Source organism: Emticicia sp., assembly GCF_049241225.1.
Taxonomy (GTDB): Bacteria; Bacteroidota; Bacteroidia; order Cytophagales; family Spirosomataceae; genus Emticicia.
Genome location: NZ_JBMLRC010000044.1, coordinates 1 through 4,515, shown reverse-complemented (window position 1 = coordinate 4,515; position 4,515 = coordinate 1). Strand labels below are relative to the sequence as shown.

Sequence of the window (4,515 nt, the reverse complement as noted above, 5' to 3'; positions counted from 1 at the left end):
TTAATCTACCACTGTTACCCAACCTTTACAATCAACTCCTGTATCGGTTTTAATGGTGTAATAATAAGTGCCTGACGAAATACCATTTCCCCAATCGTTTTGGTAATTTTTTGAACTGAAAATCAGTTTTCCGTAACGATTAAAAATTTCTACGGTTGCATTTTTAAATCCTGTGACAAAGTTATCATTTTTTCCATCATTATTTGGTGTAATAACGTTCGGAACTTTACCATCATTTTCTGGAATGTCAATATTTTTTGTCGTTGAAAGTTCACAACCAACTGCGTTGTAGGCTTTCAGGGTTACGGCATAGGTGCCGCCTTTCTGAAAACGATAGTTTTCGGGGACAGCCACTCTGAGCGAATCTCGATTGCCTAAATCCCAAACATAGCTTCGGGCGTTGGTCGATTTATTGGTAAACGTAAGTTGGTATGGTTTGTCACAATCTTGAGTAATGGCAAAATCGAAGTCGGGTTTGAATGAATTATCAACAACCACAGTGGTTGTGCGTGTGGGTTTACACCCATCGGGGTATTCGCCCCGAACCGTGTAAGTGCTTGTTTGCGTGGGCTTTACGATTATTTGTTTTGCAACAGTATCTTTCATACCCACGCCCGACCACGTAAATTTAGTGGCATTGCCGAGTGCTGTGAGTGTGACACTCTGCCCCGCACAAATTTCTTTTCCTCCGCTGGCTTGAAAATCAAGTTTGTTATCTTCAACCTTTATTGTCACGTCTTTCGATACTGTACAGCCGTCTTTTTCCATCAAAACCGTGTATTTGGTGGTGGCTTTGGGTTTGGCAATTGGGTTGGCAATGGTAGAACTGCTCAAATCAGTTGCGGGCGACCAGGTAAATTTATCGCCACCTTCGGCCAAAAGTTGTACAGGTGAATCGGGGCAAACCAATGTATCTCGACCAGCCTTGGCAATGAAACCCTTGACCAAGATTTTCTTAACGGTTGAGTCGGTAGTTCGACAGGTGATTTTATTGAAAATTCGGAGTTTAACCGTGTATTCTCCGGGATTTGTGAAATTGAAAACTACATCTTTCAATCGAGAAACCACATTGCCATTAAATTCCCATTCGTAGGTTCTTGCCCCAACACTCAAATTATTGAAATTAACTTTGGCAGGGGCACATACTTCGGTTATTACTCGATTTGATTCATTTTTTATTTCAAAATCAGCTTTTAAAGCATCAATGCTAAACTTAAAAGCCGCCATATTGCAGTTGGTGCTTTGGTGGCGTGGTTGGTAGGCGTTTTTCGTAGGGAAAGTAGCCACGGCTTGCCCTTGGCGTGGCAAACACGAGCAGGCAGTATGGTAAATGATTCCATTTTTATCGAATCGGCAAGTGCCGCCATCGAGGTGGTCACCGACTTCTCCTTCGGGTGTGGGTGGGGCAGAAGCTCCGAAAAAAGTGGCGTAAAGCAACGATTTTGCACCTTTTTCAAGAATCATAAAGTAATAGTTACTACCAGTTGTGGTTGTTTGAAAAGCATCGGAAGTAACCGGCAAGCCCGTTGTCGTACTATTTCGATTGAGGTTACGCCCAACTGAGGCATTTACTTTTCCGCCCCAACCCGAAAGATAAATATTGCCGCAATCATTGACCAAAAAAGCCGTTGGCACAATATCTATTTTTCCCACCCCTCGACCAGTTCCGATGGTGGTTGAGAAGATACTTTTACTCAGATTTTTATCAAAGCAATGAATAAATTGTCCACTTTTGGCATTTCGATACACATCGCTCGAAACAGGGTAATCGCCTTGTGTGAGGCCAAATACATACACATTTTCTTCTTTGTCGGTTTCCAGAAAGAAGTTTATATCTGCTTCGTTGGTGCCTACGTAAGTGAGTTGTTCAATCGCACCATCGGCACTGAATTTGGCAATAAAACCATCGCCACTACCATTATAGGTTTTGTTATATGCTCCATCTTTTACGGCCAAATTAGCACTAAATGTTTGGCCACAAACGTATATTTTTCCTGCATCAGTCACTTTTATGCCGTAGGCTGCATCGAAATTATTTCCACCCAAATACGTACTCCAAAGTAGTTGTGTGCAATTGCTATTGAGCTTACAAACTACGCCATCAAATCCTGCTCCTTTCACACTTTGAGTTGGTTTTACGAGTGGGAAATCGGTCGAGGCCGTGACAGACGCAAAGTATATGTTGTCATTTTTATCGACCACAACTTCGCCTCTAAATTCGTCGCCATAATTTTTGATGTTCACAGCACGAGTATCATTGAAACCATCGTTGGCTTTTCCGCCTATGTACGTACTCCCGACCAAACTTTTGCCATCAACGCTCAGCACACTCACAAAAATATCGGTTCCTCGCTCAAAACCGATACCCACAAAATTAGGGTCTTGGTCTGCGGTTGAAAACGACGAATAAATTCCAATCAGACTTCCACCCGCAAATGATTTTTGGTAAGAAGACCTACCAATTGGAAAGTCATTGGAAGATGTTGTGCCGAAAACAACTAACTCGCCTTTAGAATTGGCTACCAAACTATGCGGAACATCGGAGGCGTTTCCGCCCAAAAAAGTAGAGTAGAGGAGCGTTGAACCATCGGCACTAAATTTCATAATCACGATGTCAGTAATGCCATAACCTGCCACGCTTTCGGCACTTGATGCGGTGGTTGGACTTCCTTTTACCTGAAAAGCTCCATTACTTACCGGAAAGTCAAGACCAAAAACCGAACCGCCCGCAAATAAATTGCCGTCGGCATCGTAGGTGGCTGTTTGGGCCCAGTTATCTGATTTTGAACCTGAATAGGTCGAAAATACCAATTCTGGGTCGATGATGAGTGGTTGTGATGTATCGTAGTTTTCGGGGAATTCAAAACGAACTTCATTATTAGTTACCCGAAAATTAGATTTTATGTCAATCGTTTTTCCGTTGCGGGTCTGAAACGAATATGGCTCAAATTCTTTAACAATATTTACCGAAGTTTTGTATTGAAGTTGTCCGTTTTCGATACTAATTCCGTCCAAACCTTCATATTTCATCTTAATTTTTGAAACATCGGCACGGGGCTTGGCAATGTACTCGTATTTGAGCGATTGGTCGAAACTGTATAATTTGAAGTCAATATCTGGGTAAATATCTCTCAGGTAAATTTCATCAAAAGCCGCTACATTCGATTTCCATTTGGTAGGGTCGTTGCCGATAAAATAATTGTAAGTGGCGGTGGTGGGAGAAGCTGCTTCGATTTTAGCTGATGGGTTGGCTTCGGCAAACGTCATTTCGTAGGCATGTGCTTTGATAGCCCCAATTGATTTTCGGCCAGATTTTGGGTCTAAATTTCCGGCATGAATGGCTGCCATTGCTTGTGTATCGTAGAAGATGTATTGCAGGCCTGAGTTTTTTACTAACAAATATCCTCCAGGAATATCTGCTCGAAAACGAACGGAGGCATCCCATTGGCCTTCGTTTCGGATAAATTTCACCGAGGGTTTGGGGGCTGCAAAAGCAGTAATCGTGGAAATAGAAAAAAGGATAAAGTATAAGTATTTCATCGTGTTTACGTCTGACCGTAGGTCTGACGATATTTTTTGTTTATGATGTTGTTCTACGCCTTTTGTCAGACCTTCGGTACAGACAAAAATTTATAAATGAGGCAAAGTCACTACAAAAGTGCTGCCTTTTCCTTCTTCGCTCGTTACATCAATTTTACCTTGGTGCATATCAATTATTCTTCTACAAACCGATAGCCCGATGCCATGTCCTCGGTATTTCGAGGCGTTTGGGGTGCGGTAAAAAGGCTCAAAAATCTTACTTAGTTCACTTGCTGGAATCCCGATGCCGTTGTCTTTTACGGCCACAATACAATGCTTATTATTGAATTTAATCTTGGCTTCGGCCTGATGGTCAGGCGAATACTTACAGGCGTTTTCGAGTAAATTTGTAAAAACTGTCAGTAGTAGTGCTTCGTTGCCATTGGCACTTACCCATTCGTCGTCGTCTGGAATTTCTTCAAAATCAATCAAGATTTTATATTCACTATTCAGATTCAAGACTTCTTCTTGGGCTTTAAATAAGAGTTCGTCCAAACGAGTCGGTTTCATCACCAAACTATTATCCCGATTTTCTGATTTAGCCAATTGTAAAAGTCCATTTGTTAACTGTATAAGTCGCTGATTGTCAGTTAATAAAGAACGTAAAATTGTTTTATATTCGTCTGTTGTTCGGTCATTTTCGAGTGCAATTTGAATTTCTGATTTAATAGCAGCCAGTGGCGTTCGTAACTCGTGCGAAGCATTCGATACAAAACTTTTCTGCAACTCAAACGACCGCTCCAGACGCTCCAACATTTGGTTAAAATTAATGGCCAATTGAGCAATTTCATCCTTATTATTGCCTGTGTTGAGTTTTTGTTTGAGATTATAGGCAGTGATATTCGTAATTTCTTGATTAATATCGGCAATTGGTTTGAGTGATTGTCCTGCAAAAATCACCCCTAAAAATACCGTCAGTAAAATGCCGATAATAAA

The 4,515-nt window shown here is 41.4% G+C and carries 2 protein-coding genes; both read right to left on the bottom strand.

Features of this window, described 5'->3' with window-relative positions; translation table 11 throughout:
• Complete coding sequence (locus ACOVO2_RS02925) at nt 1–3,540, bottom strand: gliding motility-associated C-terminal domain-containing protein (protein WP_421768537.1); 3,540 nt, start codon at nt 3,538–3,540, stop codon at nt 1–3.
• 90 nt (nt 3,541–3,630) lie between these two features.
• On the bottom strand, nt 3,631–4,515 hold an 885-nt coding region (locus ACOVO2_RS02920; protein WP_421768536.1), incomplete at its 5' end, for a HAMP domain-containing sensor histidine kinase.